This window comes from Micromonospora narathiwatensis (genome assembly GCF_900089605.1).
In the GTDB taxonomy this organism is placed as follows: Bacteria; Actinomycetota; Actinomycetes; order Mycobacteriales; family Micromonosporaceae; genus Micromonospora; species Micromonospora narathiwatensis.
This window is the reverse complement of sequence record NZ_LT594324.1, coordinates 2821033-2846043: the sequence shown is the minus strand read 5'-3', so window position 1 is coordinate 2846043 and position 25011 is coordinate 2821033. Positions and strand designations below refer to the sequence as shown.

The window sequence follows — 25011 nt, the reverse complement described above, 5'->3', positions numbered from 1 at the left end:
ACATGACCAGAGGCCGGTTCGCGCTCTCCGCGCAGCGGCTGGCGCTGCTGGGCAACCTCCTCAAGGAGGAGGGCATCGACCGCGCCCCGGCGCGGACCGTGCAGCCCCGTACGGATCGGGACGCCCCGGTCCCGCTCACCTTCTCGCAGAGCCGGATCTGGTTCCTGGAGCAGTTCGCCGCGCACACCTCGGCGTACGTGATCTCCACGGCGATGCGGGTGCACGGCGACTTCCGGGCCGACCTCTTCGCGCGGGCCTGCGCCGAGGTGGTCCGCCGGCACGAGTCGCTGCGGACCGTCTTCTTCGAGCTGGACGGCCGCCCGCACCAGCAGGTACGGGCCGAGCTGCCCCCGGACGTGCGGATCGAGGACGTGCCCGGGGTGGCGCCGGAGGCGGTCGACGCCGAGCTGCGTCGCCGCGAGGAGGAGCTGATCAACCAGCCCTACGACCTGTCCGCCGGGTCGCTGCTGCGGGTCCGGCTGCTCCGCTTCGGTCCACAGCGGACCGGCGTGCTGCTCAACCTGCACCACCTCGTCTCCGACCGCTGGTCGATGGGGGTGCTGCTGCGGGAGCTGATCGCCGGCTACCGGGCCCTGGTCACCGGGCTGCCGAACGACCTGCCCGAGCTGCCGGTGCAGTACGCCGACTTCGCGCACTGGCAGCAGGAGCCGGCCGCCCAGGAGGCGTGGGCGGCGGACCTGGCGTACTGGACCGGCCAGCTCGGCGGCGCCCCACCGGAGATCGGCCTGGTCGGCGACCGGCCCCGGCCGAGGGAGAAGAGCTACCGGGGCGACTCGGTGCCGGTGGAGATCCCGCCGGCAGTGGTGACCCGGCTGCGCGGGCTGTCCCGGGAGGAGAACGCCACTCTCTTCATGGTGCTGGGGGCCGCTTTCAAGGTGTTGCTGCACCGGCTCACCGGCGACGAGGAGATCGTGGTCGGCTCCCCGGTGGCCAACCGGCGGCTGGTCGAGCTGGAGCCGCTGATCGGGCTCTTCATGAACACCCTCGCGCTCCGCACCGACCTGCGCGGCGACCCGTCCTTCCGGGAACTGCTGCGTCGGGTCAGCGCGGTCTGCCTGGCCGCGTACGACCACCAGGGCATCCCGTTCGAGCGGCTGGTCGAGCAGTTGCAGCCGGAACGGTCGGCGGCCAGCACGCCGGTCTTCCAGGTGCTCTTCTCGTATCAGAACGTGCCCTTCCCGGCCTGGCACGACGGACCGGTCCGGGTCGAGCCGGTCTCGCTCGACGCCCGCAAGGCCGAGTTCGACCTGTTGCTTGATCTGTTCGAGGACGGCGACACGATCTGGGGTCGGCTGGAGTACAGCACGGATCTCTTCGACGCGGCGACCGCCGAGCGCTACGTGCGGATGTTCCACCGGCTGCTGCGTGGCCTGCTCGACGACCCGGACACCCCGATCGGGGCGTTGCCACTGGTCGGCGTCGCCGAGCGGGACGAGCTGCTCGCCCTGGCCGCCGGCCCGGCCCGCGCCGCCGTGGCCGGCGGGTCCGACCTGCCGCTGGTCGTCGACGCCTTCGCCGAGGCGGTGCGCCGCGACCCGGCCGCCCCGGCGGTCCGGTTCGGCTCCCGGACGGTCAGCTACGGCGAGCTGGACGCCCTGGTCGACGCCCTCGCCGGCCGGCTGACGGCGGCGGGCGTACGCCGGGGCACCCCGGTCGGTGTCCGGCTGGGTCGCTCGGTGGAGCTGGTGGCCGCGCCGCTGGCGGTGTGGCGGGCCGGTGGGGTGGTCGTACCGGTGGATCCCGCGCTGCCGGCCGACCGGACCGTCGAGTTGCTGACGGCGGCCGGGGTCGCGCTGTTGCTCGCCCGGCGCTCGGAGGGCGACGCGCTGCCCTGGGCCGGGCCGACCTGCCTGGTGGACGACCCGTCCGCCGACCCGGCGTCCGCCGCGGCCGACCCCGCCGGCGGCCTTTCCGCCCCGGTGGCCGGCAGCGACCCCGCCTACGTCAGCTATCCGGCCGAAGCCTCGAACCCGCCGCGGATCAGCGTGCACCGCCACGCCGCGCTGCGGGACCGGCTGCGCTGGCTGCGGGACGCGGTCGGGTTGACCGCAGACGACCGGGTGCTCCAGCAGGCCCCCGCCTCGGCCGCCTCCGCCGTCTGGGAGTTGTACGCCCCGCTGCTGGCCGGCGCGACCGTGGTGCTGGCCCGACCCGGCGGGCACCGGGACGCCCGGCACCTGGTCAGCCTGATCCGGGCGGAGCGGGTCAGCGTGGCCTGCTTCGTGCCCGACCTGCTGGCCGAGCTGCTCGACCAGCGCGGGGTCGAGCGCTGCACGGCGCTGCGGCACGTGCTCTGCGCGGGCGCGCCGCTGACCCGGGAGGTGGTGGCCCGCTTCGTCGAGCGGTCCCCGGCGGCCCTGCACAACCTGCTCGTGCCGGTGGACGTGGCCGCGCCGGTCACCGCCCACCGCTGCGCCGTCGACGGCGAGCCGACCGAACCGGGCACGGTGGACGACGGCGGCTCCCGGCCGGTGCCGGTCGGCCGGCCGGTGCCCGGCACCCGGGTGCACGTCCTGGACCGGGCCGGCCAGCCGGTCCCGGTCGGCGTGGTCGGCGAGTTGCACGTCGGGGGAGCAGCGGTCCCGGTCGCCGCCTGCCTGGCGCCGGACCCGTACGCCCCGGAGCCCGGCGCGCGGCTGCTGCGTACCGGCGAACTGGGCCGGGTACGCGCCGACGGGACGGTCGAGCACCTCGGGCACCGGGAGCGGCGGCTGCGGCTGCGCGGCTTCCCGGTCGACCTGGACCTGGTCGAGGCCACCCTGGCCGGGCACCCCGGCGTCACCGGGGCGGCCGTCGTGGTCCGGGGCGAGGGGCGGGACGCCCGACTGATCGGCTACCTCGCCGGGGACGCCGTCCCGACCGCCGGGGAGCTGACGGCGTACCTGCAGGAGCGGCTGCCGGAACACCTGATCCCCACCGCCTACGTCGACCTGCCGGAGCTGCCGAGGACGCTGACCGGCACGGTGGACCGGACCGTACTGCCCGAGCCGGCCCCGGCCGCCGTCGAGCCGCCGGCCGGCCGCCCGGCCCTGCGGGACGAGGTGGAGCAGGCGATCGCCGACATCTGGCGCGAACTGCTCGGGGTGGACGAGGTCGGGCCGACCGACAGCTTCTTCGCCCTGGGCGGTCACTCGCTGCTCGCCACCAAGCTCGCCGCGCAGATCGACGCCCGCTACGGCGTACGGCTGCCGCTGCGTGAGCTCTTCGGCAACCCGACGGTCGGCTGGCTGGCCGAGCAGGTCCGGCGGAACAGGACCGGTTCGGACGCCGGGCCGGCGCCGATCCCCCGGGTCGACCGGGACGGTGACCTGCCGCTCTCCTTCTCCCAGGAACACCTGATCCGGCACCACCCGCTCGGCCCGGTGGACCCGATCCACAACGTGGTCACCGCGTTGCGGCTGACCGGGCCGCTCGACGAGGCCGCGTTGCGCCGCAGCCTCGACGACATCGTGGCCCGGCACGAGGCGCTGCGTACCCGGATCGTCGACGGCCCGCACGGGCCGGCGCAGCGGGTCGACCCGGCCGGCGGCTGGCCGCTGGACTCCGTGGACCTGCGCGACGCCGACCAGGCCGACCAGCCCGTCCGGCTCCGCGCCCTCATCGAGGAGCAGGGGCGACGGCCGTTCCGGATCGACGCGGAGCCGCTGGTGCGCGGCCTGCTGGCCCGGCTCGGCGCGGACGAGCACGCGCTGGTGCTCACCATCCACCACCTGGCCACCGACAACTGGTCGTACGGGGTGCTGGTGCGGGACCTGGCCGAGCACTACACGGCCCACGCCACCGGCCGGGCGCCGCGGCTGCCGGCACTGGCCGTGCAGTACCCGGACGTGGCGGCCTGGCAGCGCCAGCAGCTCGCCGCCGGGGCGCTGGACGTCCACCTGGACCACTGGCGGCGCACGCTGGCCGACCTGCCCCCGGCGCTGACCCTGCAACCGCTGGCCACGGGAACCGGCGTCGACCCCGGCGCACCGGCCGCCTCCGGCTTCACCAGGGCGTTCCGGGTCGGCCCGGCGGTCACCGCGAAACTGCGCCGGCTCGCCGAGGGGGAGGGGGCCAGCCTCTTCATGGTGTTGCTGGCCGCGTACGACCTGCTGCTCGCGGCGTTCTCCGGGCGGGACGACATCCCGGTCGGCTTCCCCGAGGCGGGCCGGGAACGGCCGGAGACGGCCGAGCTGGTCGGCTGGTTCGTCAACCCGCTGGTGGTGCGGGCCGACCTGACCGCCGCGTCGACCTTCCGGGATCTGGTCGGCCAGGTCCGTGACCGGACCCTGGACGCGTACGCGCACCGGGGCGCCCCGCTGTGGATGGTCACCCACGCCGGGTCGGCCGGCGAGCCGACCCGCGTCCTGTTCAACCTGCTCAACGCCGAGGTGCCCGAGCTGACGCTGCCCGGGTTGCGGGTGCGCTCGCTGGAGGTGGGCGACGACTACGTCTTCTCCGAGGTGCTCGGCAGCAACCTCAAGCCGGCGGAGGTCGACCTCGCCCTGATCATGCGGGAACGCGGGGCGGAGCTGCTGGGCACCTGGCTCTACTCCACCGACGTCTTCGACGCGCGTGCCCTGGACCTGATGATGCGCCGCTGGGACCGGCTGCTCGGCTGGCTGGCTGACGAGCCGGCCGCCGGGTTGGCCGGCCTGCGCGCCCGGCTGGGGCGGGTGGCCGCGTGAGCCTCTTCGCCTACCTGCTGCGCTACCGCCGGGGTCCGTTCCTGCTTGCCATCGTGGCCGGCATCGTCAGCGGCGGCACCGGCGCGGCGTTCATCGCCATGGTCAACCTGGCCCTGGACGCCGACGGCGCTCCGACGGTCCGGCTGATCTGGGGCTACGTGGCGCTCTGCCTGGCCACCCTGCTCACCCGGTTCGTCTCCCAGGCCATGCTGTACCGGCTCTCCCAGGCGGCGATCTACCACCTGCGTCGTCGTCTGATCGACGGCATCCTGGGCGCCCCGCTGCGGACGGTCGAGAAGACCGGCACCGCCCGGCTCTACTCGGCGCTCTCCGACGACGTGGTGGTGATCGCCGACGCGCTGCCCGGTCTGCCCGGCATCTGCTCCGGTGCCGCGTTCGTGCTGGTGGCGATCGCGTACCTGGTCATCGTCTCGCCGGTGGTGGCGCTGGCCACCGGCGGCACGGTGGTCGTCGGCGTGCTGCTCTACCTGCTCATGTCCGCCACCGGCCTCGGCGCGCTCAAGGCCGCCCGCCGGGAGCAGGACGTCCTCTTCGGCCACTTCCGTTCGGTCACCGAGGGCATCAAGGAGCTGAAGCTCAACCGGGACCGGCGTGCCGCCCTGGTCGAGCAGGAACTGGAGCACACCGCGCTCGCCTACCGCCGGCACAGCGTCGTCGGCCTCTCCGTCTACGAGGGAGCCACCGGTGGCGGGCAGGCGGTGTTCTTCGCCTTCATCGGCCTGCTGCTCTTCGGCTTCCCCGCCTGGTTCGCCCTCACCGGGCAGACGCTGGCGGCCTGCGTGCTGATCCTGCTCTTCGCCGTCTCCAGCCTCCAGGGCGTCCTCGTCTGGTTCCCCGCCCTGGGCCGGGCCTCGGTGGCGCTGGCCACGATCGAGGAGCGGCTGGCCGCGCTGAAGCCCGCCGCCGGCGAGCCCGCCGCCTCGACATCGACCGCCGGGCCGGATGCGGCCGTCGTTGCCGCGCCGGCTCCCGCGACCGGGACGTCGACGGTGGTCACCAACCGCTTCGCCGACTGGCGCGGCATCGCCTTCCGGGGGGTCAGCCACGTCTATCCCGGCCCCACCGGCGAGGAGTTCGTGCTCGGCCCGCTGGACTTCGAGTTCCGCCGGGGCGAGATCCTCTTCGTCGTCGGTGCCAACGGCAGCGGCAAGACCACCCTGGCCAAGGTGCTGACCAGTCTCTACCCGCCCGAGGCGGGGGTGATCCAGGTGGACGGCGTCGAGGTCACCGCGGCCGACCGGGAGGACTACCGCAACCTCTTCTCCGCGGTCTTCTCCGACTTCCACCTCTTCGACAGCCTGCTCGGGCTCCCGGCCGACCGGGCCGCCCGGGCCGAGCACTACCTGCGCCGCCTGCAACTCGACCACAAGGTACGCATCACCGGGGACCGGTTCTCCACGACCGCGCTCTCCCTCGGGCAGCGCAAGCGGCTGGCCCTGCTCGTCGCGTACCTGGAGGACCGCTCCTTCTACCTCTTCGACGAGTGGGCGGCCGACCAGGACCCGACGTTCAAGGACTTCTTCTACCGCGAGCTGCTTCCGGAACTGCGGGACCGGGACAAGGCGGTCGTGGTGATCAGCCACGACGACCGGTACTTCCACGCCGCCGACCGGCTCGTCCGGCTCGACTACGGCCAGATCAGAGAGGAGGAGATTCCGGGTGGACAGGCGGTGGCTGGCCGGCCGGGAGTTGAGTCCGGGCGCTGACTTCCGGCTCTTCTGCCTGCCGTACGCCGGGGGCGGCGCGGCGGTCTACCGGGCCTGGCAGGAGGCGGCTCCGGCCGGGGTGCAGGTGGTGGCGCTGGAACCGCCCGGCCGGGGCACCCGGCTGCGGGAGGCGCCGTTCCGGCGGCTCGCCCCGCTGATCCGGTCCGTGGCGGACGCGCTGACCGACGCGCTCGACCGCCCGTACGCCCTCTTCGGGCACAGCATGGGCGGGCTGCTCGCGTTCGAGCTGGCCCGGGCACTGCGGCGCCGCCCGGTCCGCCAGCCCGCGCACGTCTTCATCTCCGCCGCCGCGTCGCCGGGCACCGCGCCGGGCCGGCCGCTGTTGCACTGCGCCACCGACGGCGAGATCCTCGGGCGCCTGGCGGAGCTGGGCGGCACACCTCCGGGCCTGCTGGACGACGTCGAGCTGATGGAGCTGATGCTGCCCGTGCTGCGGGCCGACTTCGCGGTGCTGGAGACGTACGAGTACCGCGCCGAGGCGCCGCTGTCGGTGCCGCTGACCGTGCTCGGCGGCCGGGCGGACCGGATCGTGCCGCCGAGGGCACTCGACGGTTGGCAGCGGCACACCTCGGCCGGCTCCCGACTGTGCCTCTTCCCCGGCGACCACTTCTTTCTGCACGGCGCCACCGCCGACCTGATGTCGACGGTGGTGCGGGACTCCGGCGCGGCGGCCGTCGCCGGGCCGGCCCGGCTGCCCCACTGACGCTCACCGCACCGACCCGCCACCGACCAGCACCAGGACCGACCGATCCAGACGACCACCGCGAACCGGCCCGACCGGCGCTCCCCAACGTGCGCCGGGACCGGACCGGATCCCCAGGAGGCGAGACATGACCACGCTCGATTCGGTGACCAGCCAGCGGCCGGACGAGATCGAGATCGAGCCGTTCACGCTGCTCAGCCCCCGGGACCGGAAGATCGTCCCGGCCGGCGCGCGGGACGCCTACCCGCTGCCCGAGGCGCAGGCCGAGCTGGTCGAGGAGGAGCCGGCCTTCGCCGAGGTCGACCTGGACGGCCGGCGGATCACCGAACCGGCCCCGTTCTCGCCGGAGCGCCTCGCCGCGGCGGTACGGGCCGTGGTACGCGCCCACGAGCTGCTCCGTACCTCGGTCGACGTGTCCGGCGGCACCGAGCCGGTGTACCTGGTGCACCCGGACGCCGCGATCCCGTTGGCCGAGCACGACCACCGCAGCGTGGACGAGCCCAAACGGGAGGCGATGTTCGGCTCGCTGTTGGCGGCCGAGCGGGCCACCCCGTTCGACCCGACCACCCCCGGGCCGCTGCGGCTGACCGTGATCCTGGAGACCGAGCGGAGCTGGACGCTGGTCGTCGCCGCGCCCCGGGCGCTGACCTCGGCGGTGGACCTGTCCGGAATTCTCGCCGAGCTGCTCCGCGCCTACCAGGGCGCGGGCCGCGCCGACGCGGACCCGGCCGTCACCGGCACCCGGCACGCGCCCTGCGTGGCCGCCGGGCTCGACGCCGCCGCCGACTTCGACGGCGCGGAGCACTGGACCCGGCTGCTGGCGGGCACCGCCTTCGCCCTGCCCGGCGGCTGGGGTGGCGAGCCGGGCAGCACCGAACTGACCGTCGACCTCGCCGACCTGGTCGCCGGCCTGACCACGCTCGCCGGCGCGGCCGGGGTGCCGCTGTCCACGGTGCTGCTCGCCGCCCACCAGACGGTGCTCGGCATGCTCGGCGTCGAACCGGCCGGGCACACCGAGGCGGCCCTCGCCCCGTACGGGCAGCCGGCCGGCACCGGATGCGAACGGCTGCTGCACCGGTTCACCCTGCCCGTGCCGATGGTCACCGGCGCGGCGACCTGGCGTCGCCTCGTCACCCGGGTCGCCGAGGAGGAGCGGGCCGCCTGGACCCACCGGTACGCGTACCGGCCGTCCACCGCCGGGGGCGGGCAGCGACAGCACGCCCTCTTCGAGTGGGACGCCGCCGCCGACACCCCCGGCGAGCCGGTACCCGGCCTGCCGGCCGACCGGACGGCGTACGGCCTGCGGGTCACCGCCGGCCCGGACCGGCTGCGGCTGCGCGCCGCCGGGGAGACCGTCGACCCCGGGTACGCCCGCCGGCTCGCCGCCCTGTACCGGGAGGTGCTGGTGGCGATGGCCGCCGACCCGGACGGCGACGCCCGGGGCGCCCGGCTGCCGGCCGACGAGCGGCGTGCGGTGCTGGTCGACTGGGCGGTAGCCGGGACCGTGGACCGGGGCGGAATGACCGTGGTGGACCTGATCCGGGCCCAGGCGACGGCCACCCCGGACCGGATCGCGGTGCGGGTCGGCGACGTCCGGCTCACCTACCGGGAGCTGATCCGACGGGCCAACCGGCTCACCCACCACCTGCTCGACCTGGGGGCCGGCCGGGACACCCTGGTCGGGGTCTGCCTGGGCCGGACGCCGGACCTGGTCCCCGCGCTGCTCGGCGTCTGGCAGACCGGGGCCGGCTACCTGCCGCTGGATCCGGAACTGCCGCCGGAGCGGCTGCGGCACATGCTCGACGCCGCCGACGCCCGGGTGGTGGTCACCTCCACCGTGCAGCGGCCCGCCCTCACCGAGCTGTACGACGGCACCCTGGTCCTGGTCGACACCGACGCGGCGGCCCTCGCGGCCCGCCCGGACACCCCGGTCGACGTGCCGATCGACCCGGCGCAGCTCGCGTACGTCATCTTCACCTCCGGCTCCACCGGCCGCCCGAAGGGGGTGCTGGTGCCGCACGCCGGCCTGGCCAACTACCTGCTCTGGACGGTCGACGCGTACGCCGCGCACGGCCCGGGTGGGGCGCCGGTCTTCTCCTCCATCTCCTTCGACCTGGGCATCCCGGACATCTTCACTCCGCTGATCACCGGGGAACCGGTGCACCTGCTGCCCGAGCCGCTGGACACGGCCGACCTCGGCGCGTGCCTGCTCGACGGGTCGCCGTACAGCTTCATCAAGATGACCCCCGGCCACCTGGACCTGCTCACCTGGCAGCTCACCGCCGAGCAGGCCCGGGACCTGGCCGGCATGGTCATCGCGGCGGGGGACTCGTTTACCGAGGCGCTGGCCGCCCGCTGGCTGGAGCTGGCCGGACCGGACGGCACGAAGGTGGCCACCGAGTACGGCCCCACCGAGATCACCATCGGCAACTCGGGGCAGCCGATCGTCGAGCCGCCGGCCACCGAGCTGGTGCCGCTCGGCGCACCCATCGTCAACACCACCATGTACGTGCTCACCGATCGGCTGGAGCCGGTGCCGGTCGGCGTGCCGGGGGAGGTCTACATCGGCGGCGTCGGGGTGGCCCGCGGCTACCTCGGCCGACCGGACCTGACCGCCGAGCGGTTCGTGCCCGACCCGTACGGTGCCGCCGGCAGCCGCCTCTACCGCAGCGGGGACCTGGCCCGGTGGCTGCCCGACGGCACGTTGGAGTTCCTCGGCCGGATCGACAACCAGGTCAAGATCCGTGGATACCGGGTGGAACTCGGCGAGATCCAGGCCCGGCTCGCCGCCCACCCGCACGTGCGCGACGCCGTGGTGATCGCCCGCGAATCCGGCCCGGGCGAGAAGCGGTTGGTGGCGTACCTGGTCCTCGGCGCCGGGCACCGGCTGGACCCGGCCGCGCTGCGCGTACACCTCGCCGCCGACCTGCCCGACTACATGATCCCCGCGGCCTTCGTCGCCATCGACCACGTCCCGCTCACCACCAACGGGAAGGTGGACAACCGTGCGCTGCCCGCCGGGTGAGCCGCCACACCGCACCGCCGAACATCCGTCCATTCACCACACCGCGCTGCACCCGGGCCAGCCGCCGGCTGGATCCGGGCGGAGCCGACGGGGGCCTGCCGGAGGGGGCGACCCCGGAATCCCTACGAGAGGACCGAACCGATGACCCTCGACCAGTTGACGCGTACCCCGCAGGGGCTGACGCTGGATCTCACCGACGACGAACGGGCCGCGCTGGGGGAGCTGGCCCGGCAGCTCGTGGCCACCCCGCCGGCGCTGCTGGACGATCTGGCCTGGTTGGCGCAGGTCCGGCAGGCGAGCTGCCGGCTGCCGCTACGGCTGATGGCGACGCTGCGCGCCTTCCGCAACGATGCCGGCGCGACCGGCGCGCTGATCCTCACCGGACTCCCCGTCGACGAGGACGGCCTGCCGGAGACGCCGAGCGAACGGGAATCGGTGGAGCGGGCGGCCACCGTGCCCGCCGTGGTGGCCATGCTGGTCGGCCTCCAGCTCGGCGAGGTGATCGCCTACCGCAACGAGAAGACCGGCGCCCTGGTGCAGAACGTGGTTCCGGTGCCCGGTCTGGAAGGGACGCAGAGCAACGCCGGATCGGTGCCGCTGGAGTTCCATGTGGAGAACGCCTTCCACCCGCAGCGCCCCGACTACGTCGGGCTGCTCTGTCTGCGCAACGACCACGCCAAGCGGGCCGGCACCCTGGTCACCTGCATCCGGCAGGCCCTGCCGCTGATCGAGGAGACCGACCGGAAGGTGCTGCGCGAGCCCCGGTTCATCACCGCCCCGCCTCCCTCGTTCCACCACGGCGACCGGACCATGCCGCACCCGGTGCTGACCGGCAGCCCCGAGGACCCGAACATCTGCCTCGACCTGAACGCCACCGCAGGGCTGGACGACGAGGCCCGCGAGGTGATGGCCCGGCTCAAGCAGATCCTCACCGACGTCTCCACCTCGCTGGTGCTCCAGTCCGGCTCGATGGCCATCATCGACAACCGGCTGGTGCTGCACGGCCGGACCGAGTTCACCCCCCGCTTCGACGGGCGGGATCGCTGGCTGCACCGGGTCTACGTGCACCTGGACAACCGGCGCAGCCGGGCGCACCGGGACGATGCCGGCGCCGTGCTCAACTGATCCCGACACGCGTAAATTTCCATAGATCCACTTCTACCGACGGTAGGCTGGCCGGCGCCGGAGCGTTAGCGCCGGCCGCCGACCGCCGCCCCCGTGGCCGGCCGGGACACCGGTCGCCAGCCGAGAAAGGGACATGATGACCGAGACCCTGAGGCGCACCCGGAGAGGCGGCGGCGGCCGCCGTCCGTTGGAAGAGGGCCGCCTCTACCGGTGGGCCGTCTGGGCCGCGCTCAACCCAGTCAAGGTCATGCTGGTCTGGCTGCTGCTGCTCGCCGCGGCCGTCGTCTCGGCCGGCTACTTCACCTCTCACCTCACCGGCAACACCAACTCCGTGATCGGCTCCGATTCGGAGAAGGCCAACCAGCTCATCGCCGACGAGTTCCCGGACACGCCGAGCGAGACCGACTTCGTCGTCCTGCACTCGGCCACGCTGACCGCCCAGGACCCGGCGTTCCGCGCGGTGGTCGGCGCCGCCGTCGACCGCTACCGTCAGGACCCCGACGTCCTCGGGGCGACCAGCCCGTACGACGCCCCGGACCGGCTCATCGCCCCGGCGGGCCGTACCGCGCTCATCCCGATCACGCTCGACGGCGACGACAAGCAGCTCCAGGAACAGGCCGGGCCGCTGGGCGCGAGCGCCGAGAAACTCGGCACCGACCAGATCGAGGTCTACTTCACCGGCGCCTCCCCGCTCGCCGCCGCCGCCGTCGAGCAGGGTAACGAGGACCTCTCCATGGCCGAGACCATCGGCTTCCCGGCCGCCGCCATCGTCCTGCTGCTCGCCTTCGGCTCGCTGGTCGCCGCCGCCATTCCGCTGCTCCTCGGCATCGTCGCCGTGCTGGCCGCCTTCGGCGCCCTCGGCATCGCCGCCCACTTCACCAGCTTCGACGTCTTCGTGCAGACCGCGGTCAGCATGGTCGGCATCGCGCTGGGCATCGACTACACGCTCTTCATCGTCACCCGGTTCCGCGAGGAACTGGCCAAGGCCGCCGACGACAGCCGGCAGGAACGGGCCAGGGCCGTCGGCCGGACCGTGGCCACCGCCGGGCAGGCCGTTCTCTTCTCCGGCGTCACCGTGGTCGTCTCGCTCGCCGGGCTCTGGCTGGTCCGGTCGGCCAAGGTCTACTCGATGGCCGTCGGCATGAGCACGGCGGTGCTGGTCATGATGCTCATCGCGGTCACCCTGCTGCCCGCGCTGCTCGGCCTCCTCGGCGGCCGGATCAACCGGCTCGCCCTGCCCTGGGCCCGCCGCTCCCTGGCGCACCCCGACCCGGAGCACTCCGTCTGGGCCAAGGCCATCGCCGTGGTCATGCGTCGCCCGGTGCTCATCGCCGCGCTCGGCACCGTCCTGCTGGGCGGCCTGTCGATCCCGGTCTTCCACCTCCGGTACGGCGTCGACCTCGGCGCCGGCGCGGTCGCCGAATCCCCGGCCGGCAAGGGGTACACCGTCGTCTCCGAGGCGTTCGCGCCCGGCGTGCTCACCCCGATCACGGTGGTCGTCTCCGCCGGGGGCACGAAGCTCAACGACCCGCAGCTCGACGCCGTCGCCCGGTTCAGCGACCAGGCCGCCGGCAACCGCGAGGTCGCCGACGTCGTCAGCATCACCAGGGTGCTCGACGCCCAGGCCCAGGGGCACACCACCGCCCACCTCGACGCCGCGGTGCAAACCGCCGGCGCCGCGTTGGCCGGGGTGGTGAGCAGGGACGCCGACACCACGGTCATCACCATCCGTCCGCGGCACGGCGCCGACACCGACGAGACCGCCGACCTGGTACGCGAACTGCGTACCGAGGCCACGGGCGCGTTCGCCGGCACCGGGCTGACCGCCCACGTCGGTGGTGGCCCGGCCGAGATCGTCGACATCACCGACGAGAGTTCCCGGGCCATGCCGCTGGTCATCGGCGCGGTGCTGGCCGCGAGCTGGGTCCTCCTGCTGATCGCCTTCCGGTCGCTGGTGCTGCCGTTCGAGGCGATCTTCATGAACCTGCTCACCTCGGGGGCCGCCTTCGGCATGGCGGTGCTCGTCTTCCAGGAAGGACACGCCGCCGGCCTGCTCGGCGTCGAGCGGACCGGCTTCATCCAGGTGATCCTGCCGCTGTTCGCGTTCGCCCTGGTCTTCGGCCTCTCCATGGACTACCAGGTGTTCATGCTCTCCCGGATGCGCGAGGAGTGGGACCGGACCGGTGACAACCGGGCGGCCGTCCGACTCGGCCTGACCCGAACCGCCAAGGTGATCAGCGCCGCGGCGGCCATCATGGTGGTCGTCTTCGCGTCCTTCATGTTCACCCGGATCCTTGAGATCAAGCAGATGGGCTTCATGCTCGCCCTGGCCGTGCTGATCGACGCGACGATCGTCCGGCTGTTGCTGGTCCCGTCGCTGATGCAGTTGCTCGGCCGGGGGAACTGGTGGCTGCCCGGCTGGCTGGACCGCGTGCTGCCCCGCGCCGGTCAGCACTGACCCGACGCGACAAGTGGGTCCCGCCGGATCGTGACGAACCGGCGGGACCCACTTCCGTCGTACGTCCGTGCCCGGGCCGCCCCGGGCGTCGTCACTCGGCCGCCGGCTCCACCAGCTCGACCAGGATGCCGCCCGCGTCGCGGGGGTGCACGAAGTTGATCCGGGAGCCGGCCGTGCCGCGCTTCGGCTGCTCGTAGAGCAGCCGCACCCCGCGCTCGCGCAGCTCGGCGGCGGTCTTCTCGACGTCGTCCACGGTCCAGGCGATCTGCTGCACACCCGGGCCGGACCGGTCGAGGAAGCGGGCGATCGGTGAGCCGGGAGTCAACGGGGCGAGCAGCTGGAGCCGACCCATGGCCGGGTCCGGCCCGATCGACAGCATCGCCTCCCGTACGCCCTGCTCGGCGTTCTCCTCCACGTGCACGCAGCGCATGCCGAAGAGGGTCTCGTACCGCTGGATCGCCTCGTCGAGGTCGTTGACGGCCATGCCGATGTGGTCGATGCCGCGTAGGCCTACGCCGGACAGCGCCGACCCGTCGGCGGGCTGGGAAACATCGTCAGACATGGGTCCAGCCTAGTTGTCGTCGTCGATCAGACGAAGGGTCCGATCAGGACGGAGGCCGCTCGGGACGGAGATCGCGCTCAGGCCGAGGCGCGTACGACCAGGAGGGGGTCGAAGATGACCGAGGAGTTGGCCAGCCCCGGGTCGTCGACGCGGGCCAGCAGCATCCGGGTCGCCTCCGCCGCCATGTCCTCCAGCGGCTGCCGGACGGTGGTGAGCGGTGGCTGGGCGGCCTGCGCGGCGCTGCTGTCGTCGAAGCCGACGACGGCCACGTCCTCGGGCACCCGGCGACCGGCCGAGCGCAGCGCGTTGAGCGCGCCCTGCGCCATCAGGTCGTTGGCGACGAAGACGCCGTCGACGTCGGGATGCCGGTCCAGCAGGCGGCGCATGGCGGCCTCGCCGCTGTCCCGGGTGAAGTCCCCGGCCTCGTACGGTGACCAGGCGCGTCCCCGTCGCGCCATGGCCTGCCGGAAGCCGGCGGACCGGTCCTGGCTGGCCGGTGTGTCCGCCAGGCCACCGACGAGCGCCACCTGCCGGCAGCCGCGCGAGAGCAGGTGGTCGACGGCGAGCGCGGCACCGAGTTCGTTCGCCACGTCGACGTAGCTGATCGGGGTGGGTCGGGCCGGCCGTCCCACCAGGACCACCGGGATCGCGGCCTCGACCAGGCGGGCCGGCAGGGTGTCGTCCGGATGCAGGGACAGCAGGAGCACCCCGTCGGCCTGGCCGTGGCGCAGGTCTCCGACCAGCCTGGCCCGCGCCTGCTCGCTGCCGAGCAGGTGCAGGGCGAGCTGAATGGTGGTCGCGCCGAGGACGCTCATCGCGCCACCGACGGCCCGCCCGAAGAACGGGTCGGCGAGGAAGCGGCTGAAGAACGGGTCGGCGTCGTGGTCGTGGCTGTCGGAGACGACCAGGGCGATGGTGCCGGCGCGCCGGGTCACCAGGGAGCGGGCCGCCCGGTTGGGCACGTAGCCGGTGGCGTCCACCGCCGACCAGACCACGGCGTGCAGGTCCGGGTCGACGTTGCGTACGCCGTTGATGACCCGGGACACGGTCGCCCGGGAGACCCCGGCCAGGCGGGCGACGTCCTCCAGCGTCGGCAGCCGGGGCCGGTCCGCGGCGGTCCGTCCGGCGGTGTGCGGCCCGGCCGTTCGCGGTGTGTACCCCGTGGCGCGGGAACCTGGTCGGGACGGATTCGCCATGCCGTTGTTATAGCACGATACCGGGAGAGCGCTCTCTGACCTGGCTCTCCGTGCCTCCGCGCGGGGACGCCGGGCCCGGCGGAACTCGTCCGGCGGGCCCGGCGGGCCGGGCGTTCCGATGTGCTCAGCCGGTGCGCCACTTCTGGTTGGCGGTGCCCGCGCAGTCCCAGAGCTGGAGGCGAGCGCCGTCGGAGTTGTTCCAGTCCTTGATGTCGACGCACTTGTTGGCCTGCGGATTCACCAGGTCACCGGCGGCGGTGAGGACGAACTGCTGGGCGGGGTTGCCGCTGCAGGAGGCGATCTGGATGACGGCGCCGTTGTCGCGGGAGCCCCACGCCACGTCCATGCACATGTTGTTCTGGGTACGCAGGGTGCCGCCGGTGAACGTCCAGCTCTGCGCGGAGGTGCCGTTGCAGGTCCAGGTCCACAACGGGACCCCGTCGGAGAAGTTCGAGTACGGCACGTCGACGCACCGGTTGTTCCAGTTGCTGATGAGCCGGGTCCCGCCGCCGCCACCGGTGGTGACCAGCGAGAGGCCGTACGCGCCGAGGATCGGGTTGACCGGCTGGAACCACATGGTGCCGCCGGTCGAGCAGTTGCCGGTGCCGCCGGAGGTGACCCCCTGCGCCTGGTCTCCGGAGAGCCAGGCGCCGCCGGAGTCGCCGGGCTCGGCGCAGGCGTTGCTGCGGCTCAGCCCGTAGACCGCGCCCTGGGCGTAGTTGACGGTCTCGTTGCGGCCGAGGAGGGTGCCGCAGCGCCACCCGGTGGTCCGGCCCGAGCGGCACACCGAGCTGCCGATCACCGCGTCGGCGGAGCCGGCCACGGGCGCGTTGCCGCCGGCGTAGTTGTTGACCCACGGCCGGGGGGTCCAGTCGCCGTTGGTCCGGACCCAGGCGTAGTCGTTGCCGGGGAACGACGAGCCGGCGAAGGTGCCCTGGGACGCGTTGTTGTAGCCGAGGGTCCAGCTACCGGTGCCGCCACAGTGCCCGGCCGTCACGAAGCCCCCGGCGACCGCGAAGCCCACCGAACAGAGCACATTCCCGTTGATCACGAACTGGTCACCGCCGCGGATGTCGTACACGGGCCGGGGTGTCTCCGGCTCGGCGACGTAACGGACGAGCGCGTCGGGTGTTCCGCTGGCCGCCACGAAGGACCGGGCCGTCGCCGTGCGGCCGGGCTCGACCAGCACCACGACGGAGTTGTCGACGGCGTCGGCGTACCAGCCGCGCACGGCGTCGGCCGGTCGGTGGCGGGTCGCGTACCGGTCGAGGGTGGCGCTCGCGGCGGTGAGGGTGGCGAGGCTGTGGGCGACGAGCCGGGGCTCGGCGCCCTCGGCCCGGACGGTGGCGGCGGCGGACCCGTCGGTGACCGCCACGGTGAGCCGTTGACCGTCGGTCAGCCAGGAGCCGGCGTACCGCGTGCCCAGCCGGGCCCGCAGCCGCCGGTCGATCGACGACGCCGCGGCCTCGACGCGGAGCCGGTCGGCGATCTGGCGGTCGGTGAGTCCGAGGTCCCGTCGCATGGCGTCGGCCATGCCGGGGGCGAGGCCGGTGGCGGCGCCGGGCGCGGGGCCGGCGGCGCCCGATTCCGGCGCGGCCTGGGCGGGCGGTGCGGTCAGGCCGGCGGCGAGGACGCCGGAGGTGAGCAGCCCGAGGAGCTTGTTCATCGATCTCCTTCCGTCCGGGCGGCGAACGCGCCCGGCGGCAGACAAGGGGGCGTGAGAGCGCTCTCTTATCGGAGATTGTCGATTAGTTAAGTCTCTTGTCAAGTCGGACGGGCCCACGGTCCGACGGCGCGTGCCGGGCGGGCGGGCCCGCCCGGCACGGCGCCGGTCACTGGTAGACGTGTACGTAGTCGACGAGCATCTGGGACGGGAAGGGTGTCGACGCGTCCGGCGGCCCCGGCCAGTCACCACCGACCGCCAGGTTGAGGATCAGGTAGAACGGGTGGTCATAGACCCACGGGCCGCGCGTCGCCTCCACCGTCTCCTTGCTGGCGTAGAAGACCTCCGTGCTGTCGACGAAGAAGCGCATCCCCTTGCTGTCCCACTCCACCGCGTACACGTGGAACGCGGTGGAGAGGTCGGCGGTCCAGACGTGCTCCTGGCCGTAGCCGCCGCCACCGTTGTACGCCGGCGCGTGCAGGGTGGTGTAGCTGCGGGAGGTGTCGCGGCCGAGGATCTCCATGATGTCGATCTCGCCGTTGTACGGCCACGGGCGCCCGGTCAGGAAGTCGGCGCCCATCATCCAGAACGCCGGCCAGAACCCGTTGCCCTTGGGCACCTTGATCCGGGCCTCCACCCGGCCGTACTGGACGTGGAACCTGTTGCTGGTGTTCATCCGGTGCGAGGTGTACGAGCGCCCGCCGGCCGTCTCCCGCCGGGCCTCCATGACGAGCTGACCGCTGCCGTTCATCGCGGCGTTGGCGTTGTCCGTGTAGTACTGCAACTCGCCGTTCTGGCCGGTGCCGGGGTCGATGGTCCACTTCGCCGGGTCGGGTTTGCTGCCGGCCGCGCCGTTGAACTCGTCGGCGAAGACGAGCCGGGTGGCGGGGAAGGTCGGGTCCGGCGGCGCGGCCGGCGGGGCGGTCGGCGCACCGCCCGTGCCGTACACCTGGAACTCCCAGAGGGAGTAGCCGTAGGTGCTGCTGCGGGCGGTGCCGTACATCCGCACGTAGCGGCCGGTGCCGGTGACGTTGAGGGTCTGCTTGAAGCCCTTGGCGCTGGTGGTGCTGTAGATGGTGGTCCAGGTGCCCGCGTCGTTCGACGTCTGGATCTGGTACGCGGTCGCGTAGGCCGGGTCCCACTGCAGGACCACCCGGTGGACGGTCGCGGTGGCGCCGAGGTCGACGTAGATCCAGCCCGGGTCGACCCACCCGGTGGTGGCGCTGGTCGCCCAGCGCGAGGCCGGGTCGAGGTCGAACGCGCGCGACGGGTAGCACTGCCAGCAGGCGCCGTCGTCCTGGTACGACGAGGCGAACGCCGGCTTGCCGTAGGACAGCAGCACGTCCCCGCCCGGCGGGGGGCTGGACGGCGGAGGGGTCGACGGCGGGGGAGTCGACGGCGGTGGTCCGGCGGAGGTGCGTACCGCGAACTCCCACAGCGAGTAGCCCCAGACGGTCGCCCGCGCGGTGCCGTAGACCCGTACGTACCGGCCGGAGCCGGTGACGGTGAGCGTCTGGGTGCCGCCGGTCGAGGTGGTGGTGGCGTAGACGGTCGTCCAGGTGGAGCCGTTGTCGGAGACCTGGATCTGGTACGCCGTCGCGTACGCGGCCTCCCAGCTCAGGTCGACGCGGCAGATGGTACGGGACGACCCGAGGTCGACCTGGATCCACTGCGGGTCGGCGGCGGCGCTGGACCACCGGGTGCCGAGGTTGCCGTCGACGGCGGCCGACGCGGGGAAGCCCGCGTTCTCGGTCGACGACGCGGTCGCCGGACGGTTGAGTGCGGCGTTGCCGGCGGTGTCGCAGCCGGTGGCGGTGGTCGTGCCGTACACCCGGAACTCCCACAGCGACACGCCGTACTGGGTGGCGCGGGCGGTGGTGTAGACGCGCACGTACCGGCCGGAGCCGGTGACGGTGAGCGTCTGGGTGCCGCCGGTCGAGGTGGTGGTGGCGTAGACGGTCGTCCAGGTGGAGTCGTCCGCGGAGACCTGGATCTGGTACGCGGTCGCGTACGCCGTTTCCCAGTTCAGCGCGACCTGGCTGATGGTGGCGGTGGCGCCCAGGTCGACGCGGATCCACTGCGGGTCGGCGGCGGCGCTGGACCACCGGGTGCCGAGGTCGCCGTCGACGGCGGCCGAGGCGGGGAAGGAGGCGTTCTGGACGGACGAGGCGGTGACCGGCCTGCCCTGCGACAGCAGCGGATCGGCCGCGCTGGCGGCCGGGGTCACGGCCGCGACGAGGCTGGCGACCATGACGGCCACCAGGAGGAGGACGACGGCGAGCCGGCGTCGGGCGAACACGGGAGGTGGCGGGGCGAGGGCCGGGACGGGGAGGACAGACATTGGCGTCTCCTGAGCGGAGCGGTCGGGCCGGGCGCGCGCGGCGGACCAGTTCGCCGGCGCGCCCGGCGGGTGCGGTGCGGGCCGGGTCCGGTCCCGGCCGCCGGGTGGTGGTGGGCGGCGGCCGGGACGGACGGCGGGACGCCCGGTCGGTGACCATCGGGTCGGAGAGCGCTCTCCGAGGAGCAGGGTCACGCTTCAATCGGAAGATGTCAATAGCTCAGGCGGGTCACCAGCCCACGGCGACGAGCAGCCACTGGGGATCGCCGGTCGAGACGAACGAGGACTGGTCGGCGTAGTCGTCGTACGGGAAGCCGTACGCCCGGCCACCGATGGCGTTGTCGTGCCAGAACTTCGAGTAGTAGTTCGCCGGCGCCTGCTGGTAGAACAGGCTCGGGTCCGACCACTGTGCCCGTGGCAGGTGCGCGACGTGCCGGTTGAGCGCCGCGCAGCCGGCCGGATCGCCCGCCAGCGGCCCGGCGCAGCCGAAGATGTCCGAGGTGGCGGCCGGCAGCCCGACCGAGGACGCGTATCCGCTCAGGTAGCTCGCGTACTGGCCGCCGGCGCGGAACTGCGGCGTGTTGCCCGGTGACGGGATACGGTACGGCGACTCGACAGTGGCGAGGTGCTTGAACTCGGCCGGCATCGCGTCCGAGAATCGCTGGAACGTCACCGTCCGGTCCTCGGCGAACGTCGCCTCGGTCTCACCGACGGAGACGTCGTACCCGGTGCGGGCGTGCAGCCGCATCGCCAGCTTCAACCCGAACGCGTCGACCCGGGTGGTGTTGCCGTTGAACTGGTTCGGCCCGACGGTGAACTCGATGAAGTCGCTGTACTGGCTGGTCGGCGAGCCGAGGCGGAAGTACATCCGGCCGGCGGTGTTCACCGGCATGTCGAAGTACGGCTGCTCCGCGATCGAGTGCGTCTGCCCGTTGTAGCTCCAGTAGACCTGGCTGTCGGGGTAGCGGCCGTTGGTGCGGTTGAGCACCTTCACCATGAGCACGTTCTGGGCGGGCGGAATCGAGCCGGTGTCGCCCCAGAAACCGCCGGTGGGCGGCGGGCTCGTCGGCGGCGGGGTGGTGCCCGACGACGTGGTCCGCACGACGAACTCCCACAGCGAGTAGCCGTACGCGGTGGCGCGCGCCGTGCCGTACATCCGCACGTAGCGGCCGGATCCGGACACGTTGAGCGTCTGGGTGCCGCCGGTGCCGGTCGTGGTGGCGTACACCGTGGTCCACGGCCCGTCGGGGCCGGCGGAGACCTGGATCTGGAACGCCTGCGCGTACGCCGCCTCCCACTGCAGCACCACCTGACAGAGCGTCTGCGTGCTGCCCAGGTCGACCCGGAGCCACTGTGGATCGGCGAAGGTGCTGGACCAGCGGGTGCCGGCGTTGCCGTCGACCGCCGCCGAGGCGGACATGGCGGCGCTCTCCGCCGACGAGGCCGCCGCCGGACGGCTGAGCGCGGCGTTGCCCGTGCAACTGGTGGCGGTGGTGCCGTAGACCTTGAACTCCCAGAGGGAGTAGCCGTAGCCGGTGGCGCGGGCGGTGCCGTACATCCGTACGTAGCGGCCGGATCCGGAGACGGTCAGCGTCTGGGTGCCGCCGGTGCCGGTGGTGGTGCTGTAGATCGTCTGCCAGGGTCCGGACGCGCTGTCGGAGACCTGGATCTGGAAGGACTTCGCGTAGGCGGCCTCCCAGACGAGTTCGACCTGGTCGACCGTGGCGGACGAGCCCAGGTCGACCTGGAGCCACTGGGGGTCGGCGAAGGCGCTCGACCAGCGGGTGCCGGCGTTGCCGTCGACCGCCGCCGAGGCGGGCGTGCCGGCGTTCTCGGTGGACGAGGCGGTCGCGGGCCGCCCCTGGGAGAGGAGGGCGGACGCGGCGTCGGCGGGTGCCGAGGCGGTCGCCGCCGCGTAGCCGGCGAGGAGTGCCAGCAGGGCGACGGCGGTGGTGAGGAGGCGGGCCGGGCGACGCCGGCGGGGGATTGGGTGAGCGACATTCATGGATGTCTCCTGCGGGGTGGTGTCCGGCGGAGAGCGCTCTCGCGCCGAGAGTCACCCCTCGGTCGTACCCGTGTCAAGGCCGCTGCGGTTCCGGAACTAACGGCGGGCGACCGTCCGCCACGCCCTCTTGACTGATAGAAGCAGCTCGATAACTCTGGTGGAGAGCGCTCTCCGTTCCCGTCGCCACCACCACCCGTCCGGGAGCCCACCATGCCGACAGCGCCACCACCGCCATCCCGCCCGCGCCGCCGCCTCGCCTCCGCGATAGCGGCGCTGCTCACCCTGCTCGCCACCTACGCGGCCGTCCCCGTCCAGACCGCCGCTGCCGCCGGGCCGCTGATCTCGCAGGGCAAACCGACCACGGCGTCCTCCGTCGAGAACGCCGTCTTCCCCGCGTCGGCCGCCACCGACGGTGACCCCGGCACCCGCTGGTCGAGCGCCTTCGCCGACCCCCAGTGGCTCCAGGTCGACCTGGGCTCGTCCGCCACGGTCGACCAGGTCGAACTCGTCTGGGAGGCCGCCTACGCGAAGTCCTTCCAGATCCAGGTCTCCGACAGCGCGTCCGGACCCTGGCAGACGATCTACAGCACCACCACCGGCACCGGCGGCACCCAGACGCTGACCGTCTCCGGATCCGGCCGCTACGTACGGATGTACGGCACCGCCCGCGCCACCGGCTACGGCTACTCCCTCTGGGAGTTCAAGGTCTACGGCACCACCGGCGGCGGCTCGGGTCCGCCCAGCGGCCGGCCGATCTCGGAGTTCAAGACGGTCGCCGCGTCCTCCTGGGAGGGCGGCAACGCGCCCGCCGCCGCGCTGGACGGCCGGACGAACACCCGCTGGTCGAGCGAGTTCAGCGATCCGCAGTGGCTCCGCGTCGACTTCGGTGGCCTTGCCACGGTGAACAAGGTCGTCCTCAACTGGGAGGCCGCGTACGCCACCGGCTACCGGCTGGAGACGTCCAACGACGCCAACACCTGGACGACCATCTACTCCACCACCACCGGCCGGGGCGGCGTCGAGCAGCTCACCGTCACCGGCACCGGGCGCTACCTCCGGTTCTACGGCACCGCCCGCGCCACCGGCTACGGGTACTCGCTGTGGGAGTTCCAGGTCTACGGCACCCTCGACGACACGGCGACCACGGCACCCATGCTCTCCGGCCCCACCAGGCCGCCCGGCACGCTCAACCAGTTCGCGCTGGCCGCCCCGGCGGACGCCGCCATGATCACCACCACCCGCCGGCCCACCCTCTCCTGGGCGGCCGTCGCCGGCGCCACCCGCTACCAGGTGTGGATCAACATCAGCCGGACCGACTACGACTTCACCGCAGCCGGCAACCTCCTCGACCTCTACACGAAGGTCGCCGAGCCGACCGGCACCTCCTACACGCCGACCTGGGACCTGCCGGACCGCTGGACCTACATGTGGTACGTCACCTCGGTCGGCACCACGACGACCACCTCGAACATCCGCCGGTTCAGCGTCTACCTGCCCACCCTCGAGACCGTCGCCGACGGCGTCAACATCGTCGCCGGCAGCCGGGACCTCAACAGGAACGGCACCATCGAGCCGTACGAGGACTGGCGGCAGCCGGTCGAGACCAGGGTGACCGACCTCCTGAGCCGGATGACGGCCGAGGAGAAGGCGTACCAGATGTTCTACAACGCCCAGGCGTACCCCCGCTCGGGCTGGCACTTCGGCCCCGCCGGGGCGCAGGACCTGCACAACCAGCTCCTCGCGTCGTCCGGCACCCGGCTGGGCATCCCGTTCGTCTCGGCGGGCGACACCATCCACGGCTACCAGACCACCTATCCGATGCAGAGCGCGCTGGCCGCCGCGAAGAACTACCCGCTGGACTACAAGCTCGGCGACATGCAGCGGCGGGAGCAGCTCGAGGTCGGCACACGCGGCGTCCTCGGGCCGCTCGCCGAGGTCGGCACCAAGGTGATCTATCCGCGTATCCAGGAGGGCAACGGAGAGAACGCACAGGTCGCCGCCGCCCAGGTGCGGGCGCTGGTGGCCGGGCTCCAGGGCGGCCCGGAGCTGAACCCCCAGTCCGTGCTCGCGACGGTGAAGCACTGGCCCGGTGAGGGTGCCGGCGGCGAGGCGCTGATCGTCTACGACGGGGTCACGATCAAGTACCACATGATCCCGTTCCGCGCGGCGATCGAGGCGGGCGCGGTCAACATCATGCCCGGGTACGCGGGCAGCTCTTTCCTCGACCCGGGCGGACCGGGCGCCGGGGACAGCGCGCCGATCCTGGCGTACCTGCGCCAGAACCTCGGCTACCAGGGCCTGATCACGACCGACTGGCTGCCGTCCGGCTCGTGGGTCGGCGCGGCGAAGGCCGGATCCGACGTCATGGGCGGCGCGGACCCGGGCGCGACCGGCTTCTCGATGGCCACCTTCACCGCGAACGTGCCGGCCGCCCGGATCGACGACGCCGTCCGGCGCGTGCTGCGGCTGAAGTTCCAGCTCGGCATCTTCGAGAACCCCTACGGCGACCCGGTCAACGGTCCGTACCGCTTCCACCAGCCGTCCTACACGGCGTTGGCCAACCAGGCGTCCCGTGAGGCGATGACGCTGCTGAAGAACGACGGGGCGGTGCTGCCGGTCCGGCTGAACCCGGGCGACAACATCGTGGTGGCCGGGCCGCGGGCGGCCGACCCCGCCGGCTGCTGCGTCTGGACCAGCTTCTTCCATCAGGAGTACGGCTCGCAGACCATCCTGGACGCGGTCCGGAGCCGGGCCACGAAGAACGGGGTCAACGTCTACGCGGACGACGGGCCGAACCCGAAGCTGGCCGTCGTGGCGGTGGGGGAGGCGTCCTACACGCACGCCACCAACTGGCCGAAGGAACAGCCCTACCTCCCACCGGACCAGCTCGCGCTGATCCAGAACTTCCGGTCCCGGGGAATCCCGGTGGTCGTGGCGCTGGTCATGCCCCGGCCGTACGTCATCACCGAATGGCGCGACCTGGCCAACGCCATCGTCGTCACCTATCGCGGCGGCGAGGAGATGGGCCCGGCGCTGGCGAGCCTGCTCTTCGGCGACTACGTGCCGAGCGGCAAGTTGCCGTGGCAGCTGCCGCGCAGCCTGGCCGACGTGCTCCGGCCCGGCGGCACCGACGTACCGGCCGACGCCGTCGAGGCCTGGGACCTGCCGTACGACCTGGGGGCCACGGCGGCCGAACGTAACCAGATCCGGGCCAGCATCGACGCCGGCCAGCCGCCGGCGACGACGTACGGGAACCCGCTCTATCCGTACGGGGCCGGGCGGACGGGGTTCTGAGCCACGGCGATCGGGAGGCGGGGTCGTCGGTCCGTGCCCCGGACCGGCGGCCCCGCCGCACTGCCGTCCCGCAGTCGTGATGGCGTCATCCGGCCGGCTTCGGGCACGCTGCGGTGGATCGCTCTGACCTGCCCTCTTTTCGTCCGGGATCGGGCAACACAACTGAGTGTCCGATAGTCGACACGATCACGGGCTGCCCGGATCAT

The 25011-nt window shown here is 73.1% G+C and carries 12 protein-coding genes; 7 read left to right on the top strand and 5 right to left on the bottom strand.

Annotated elements, in window-relative coordinates; all coding sequences use genetic code 11:
• The first annotated feature begins 2 nt into the window (after window positions 1-2).
• The 6 genes from GA0070621_RS12420 to GA0070621_RS12395 all read left to right on the top strand — a co-directional run bounded on the left by GA0070621_RS12420 (window position 3) and on the right by GA0070621_RS12395 (window position 13747).
• The gene (locus GA0070621_RS12420; protein WP_091194821.1) at window positions 3-4688 is read left to right on the top strand and encodes a condensation domain-containing protein; all 4686 of its coding nucleotides are present in this window, start codon (window positions 3-5) and stop codon (window positions 4686-4688) included.
• Window positions 4685-6415, top strand: coding sequence for a cyclic peptide export ABC transporter (locus GA0070621_RS12415; protein ID WP_091194818.1), 1731 nt, complete (start codon window positions 4685-4687; stop codon window positions 6413-6415). Before GA0070621_RS12420 ends, GA0070621_RS12415 begins: the two co-directional genes overlap by 4 nt.
• Window positions 6369-7139 carry a thioesterase II family protein gene (locus GA0070621_RS12410; protein ID WP_091194814.1) on the top strand — a complete coding sequence of 257 codons (771 nt, stop codon included), beginning with the start codon at window positions 6369-6371 and terminating at the stop codon, window positions 7137-7139. The genes GA0070621_RS12415 and GA0070621_RS12410 overlap by 47 nt, the downstream gene beginning before the upstream one ends.
• A gap of 127 nt (window positions 7140-7266) precedes the next feature.
• On the top strand, window positions 7267-10164 hold the full coding sequence (locus GA0070621_RS12405) for a non-ribosomal peptide synthetase (protein ID WP_157739953.1): 2898 nt from the start codon (window positions 7267-7269) through the stop codon (window positions 10162-10164).
• A gap of 141 nt (window positions 10165-10305) precedes the next feature.
• Complete coding sequence (locus GA0070621_RS12400; RefSeq protein WP_091194810.1) at window positions 10306-11289, top strand: TauD/TfdA family dioxygenase; 984 nt, start codon at window positions 10306-10308, stop codon at window positions 11287-11289.
• A gap of 133 nt (window positions 11290-11422) precedes the next feature.
• Window positions 11423-13747, top strand: a complete 2325-nt coding sequence (locus tag GA0070621_RS12395) for an MMPL family transporter (RefSeq protein ID WP_091194807.1) — start codon at window positions 11423-11425, stop codon at window positions 13745-13747.
• 91 nt (window positions 13748-13838) lie between these two features.
• Here the strand turns inward: GA0070621_RS12395 and mce are convergent, their stop codons facing one another.
• The 5 genes from mce to GA0070621_RS12370 all read right to left on the bottom strand — a co-directional run bounded on the left by mce (window position 13839) and on the right by GA0070621_RS12370 (window position 21511).
• Window positions 13839-14309, bottom strand: a complete 471-nt coding sequence (mce, locus tag GA0070621_RS12390) for a methylmalonyl-CoA epimerase (RefSeq protein WP_091194804.1) — start codon at window positions 14307-14309, stop codon at window positions 13839-13841.
• A gap of 77 nt (window positions 14310-14386) precedes the next feature.
• The gene (locus GA0070621_RS12385) at window positions 14387-15505 is read right to left on the bottom strand and encodes a LacI family DNA-binding transcriptional regulator (RefSeq protein ID WP_091194797.1); all 1119 of its coding nucleotides are present in this window, start codon (window positions 15503-15505) and stop codon (window positions 14387-14389) included.
• Window positions 15506-15629: 124 nt separating this feature from the next.
• Window positions 15630-17171 carry a ricin-type beta-trefoil lectin domain protein gene (locus tag GA0070621_RS12380; RefSeq protein WP_091194794.1) on the bottom strand — a complete coding sequence of 514 codons (1542 nt, stop codon included), beginning with the start codon at window positions 17169-17171 and terminating at the stop codon, window positions 15630-15632.
• 166 nt (window positions 17172-17337) lie between these two features.
• The gene (locus GA0070621_RS12375; RefSeq protein WP_167666840.1) at window positions 17338-19509 is read right to left on the bottom strand and encodes a discoidin domain-containing protein; all 2172 of its coding nucleotides are present in this window, start codon (window positions 19507-19509) and stop codon (window positions 17338-17340) included.
• 226 nt (window positions 19510-19735) lie between these two features.
• Window positions 19736-21511: a discoidin domain-containing protein gene (locus tag GA0070621_RS12370; RefSeq protein WP_091194791.1), complete on the bottom strand. Its 1776-nt coding sequence runs from the start codon at window positions 21509-21511 to the stop codon at window positions 19736-19738.
• 210 nt (window positions 21512-21721) lie between these two features.
• On the opposite strand from GA0070621_RS12370, the gene GA0070621_RS12365 reads away from it, so the two are divergent.
• A complete protein-coding gene (locus GA0070621_RS12365) occupies window positions 21722-24805 on the top strand; it encodes a discoidin domain-containing protein (RefSeq protein WP_091194788.1) in 3084 nt (1027 codons plus the stop codon).
• Window positions 24806-25011: the final 206 nt, after the last annotated feature.

Coding starts and splice junctions, on each gene's coding strand:
- GA0070621_RS12380 (WP_091194794.1), bottom strand. CDS start 17,171: ATGAACAAGCTCCTCGGGCTGCTCACCTCCGGCGTCCTCGCCGCCGGC.
- GA0070621_RS12395 (WP_091194807.1), top strand. CDS start 11,423: ATGATGACCGAGACCCTGAGGCGCACCCGGAGAGGCGGCGGCGGCCGC.
- GA0070621_RS12370 (WP_091194791.1), bottom strand. CDS start 21,511: ATGAATGTCGCTCACCCAATCCCCCGCCGGCGTCGCCCGGCCCGCCTC.
- GA0070621_RS12365 (WP_091194788.1), top strand. CDS start 21,722: ATGCCGACAGCGCCACCACCGCCATCCCGCCCGCGCCGCCGCCTCGCC.
- mce (WP_091194804.1), bottom strand. CDS start 14,309: ATGTCTGACGATGTTTCCCAGCCCGCCGACGGGTCGGCGCTGTCCGGC.
- GA0070621_RS12375 (WP_167666840.1), bottom strand. CDS start 19,509: ATGTCTGTCCTCCCCGTCCCGGCCCTCGCCCCGCCACCTCCCGTGTTC.
- GA0070621_RS12405 (WP_157739953.1), top strand. CDS start 7,267: ATGACCACGCTCGATTCGGTGACCAGCCAGCGGCCGGACGAGATCGAG.
- GA0070621_RS12420 (WP_091194821.1), top strand. CDS start 3: ATGACCAGAGGCCGGTTCGCGCTCTCCGCGCAGCGGCTGGCGCTGCTG.
- GA0070621_RS12385 (WP_091194797.1), bottom strand. CDS start 15,505: ATGGCGAATCCGTCCCGACCAGGTTCCCGCGCCACGGGGTACACACCG.
- GA0070621_RS12400 (WP_091194810.1), top strand. CDS start 10,306: ATGACCCTCGACCAGTTGACGCGTACCCCGCAGGGGCTGACGCTGGAT.